1 protein-coding gene and 1 pseudogene are annotated in these 752 nt (G+C 73.5%); both read right to left on the bottom strand.

From position 1 onward, the window contains the following. Window positions 1–269, bottom strand: a pseudogene (locus D180_RS22155) (hypothetical protein); the annotation flags it as partial. A gap of 117 nt (window positions 270–386) precedes the next feature. Continuing rightward, window positions 387–752, bottom strand: a 366-nt coding sequence (locus tag D180_RS22150) for an ACT domain-containing protein (RefSeq protein ID WP_043091551.1), incomplete at its 5' end; no start/stop codon positions are given.

Raw genomic sequence — 752 nt, 5'->3', positions numbered from 1 at the left:
GCCAGCGCGGCCTCGAAGCGCTCGCGCGCGCCGCTGCCGTCGGCGGCGCTGAGCCGGCCCGCACGCAGCGCCGCGTGGCCCTGATCGAGCAATTGCTGGATGCGCGTCTCCGGCCAGATCAGGTCGGCCAGCGGGCGGCGAAACACCACCACGGTCATTCCCAGCACCAGCAGCACCGCCAGCGCCCAGCGCCAGACACGCCGATCGCGCCACAGCGGCACCGGCCGCTGCCTGCGCGTGGGTTCGTCCCTGACCTGATCCGGCGGCATGCTCACCGCACAAGCTTAGCGTTGCCCCGATGACGAACAGCTGTGCGTCGCGCCGGCCGCGCGCACGGTGGGTGGCCCACCCGCTGGCAGGCCTCCCGGCCGGCATGCCGCCGCCCCTCAGCCCAGCCGCCGCGCCTCGTGCACGCCCGGCAGCGCGTCGAGCTTGCCGAGCAAGGTGGACAGCTGCCCGTAATCGCCGACCTTCAGCCGCAGCCGCAGTTGCGCCAGGCCGCTGTCGCGCACGTTCTCGCTGTTGATCTCCAGCACGTGCGCCTCTTCCTGGGCGATCAGGTTGGTGATGTCCTTGAGCAGCCAGCGCCGGTCCACCGCGCGCACCAGCACGTCGACCTCGTAACCGCCGCCGGCCTGGCCCCACTCCACCGGCAGCACCCGCTGCGGATGGCTGGCGGCCAGCCGCGCGAACGCGGCGCAGTCGCTGCGGTGCACGGTGACGCCGCGGGTGCGGGTCAGGTAGCCGGCGAT

This window comes from Xanthomonas sp. SHU 166, from assembly GCF_000364685.1.
Lineage (GTDB): Bacteria > Pseudomonadota > Gammaproteobacteria > Xanthomonadales > Xanthomonadaceae > Xanthomonas_A > Xanthomonas_A sontii.
The sequence above is the reverse complement of the archived record's forward strand: the minus strand, read 5'-3'. Positions and strand labels throughout refer to the sequence as shown.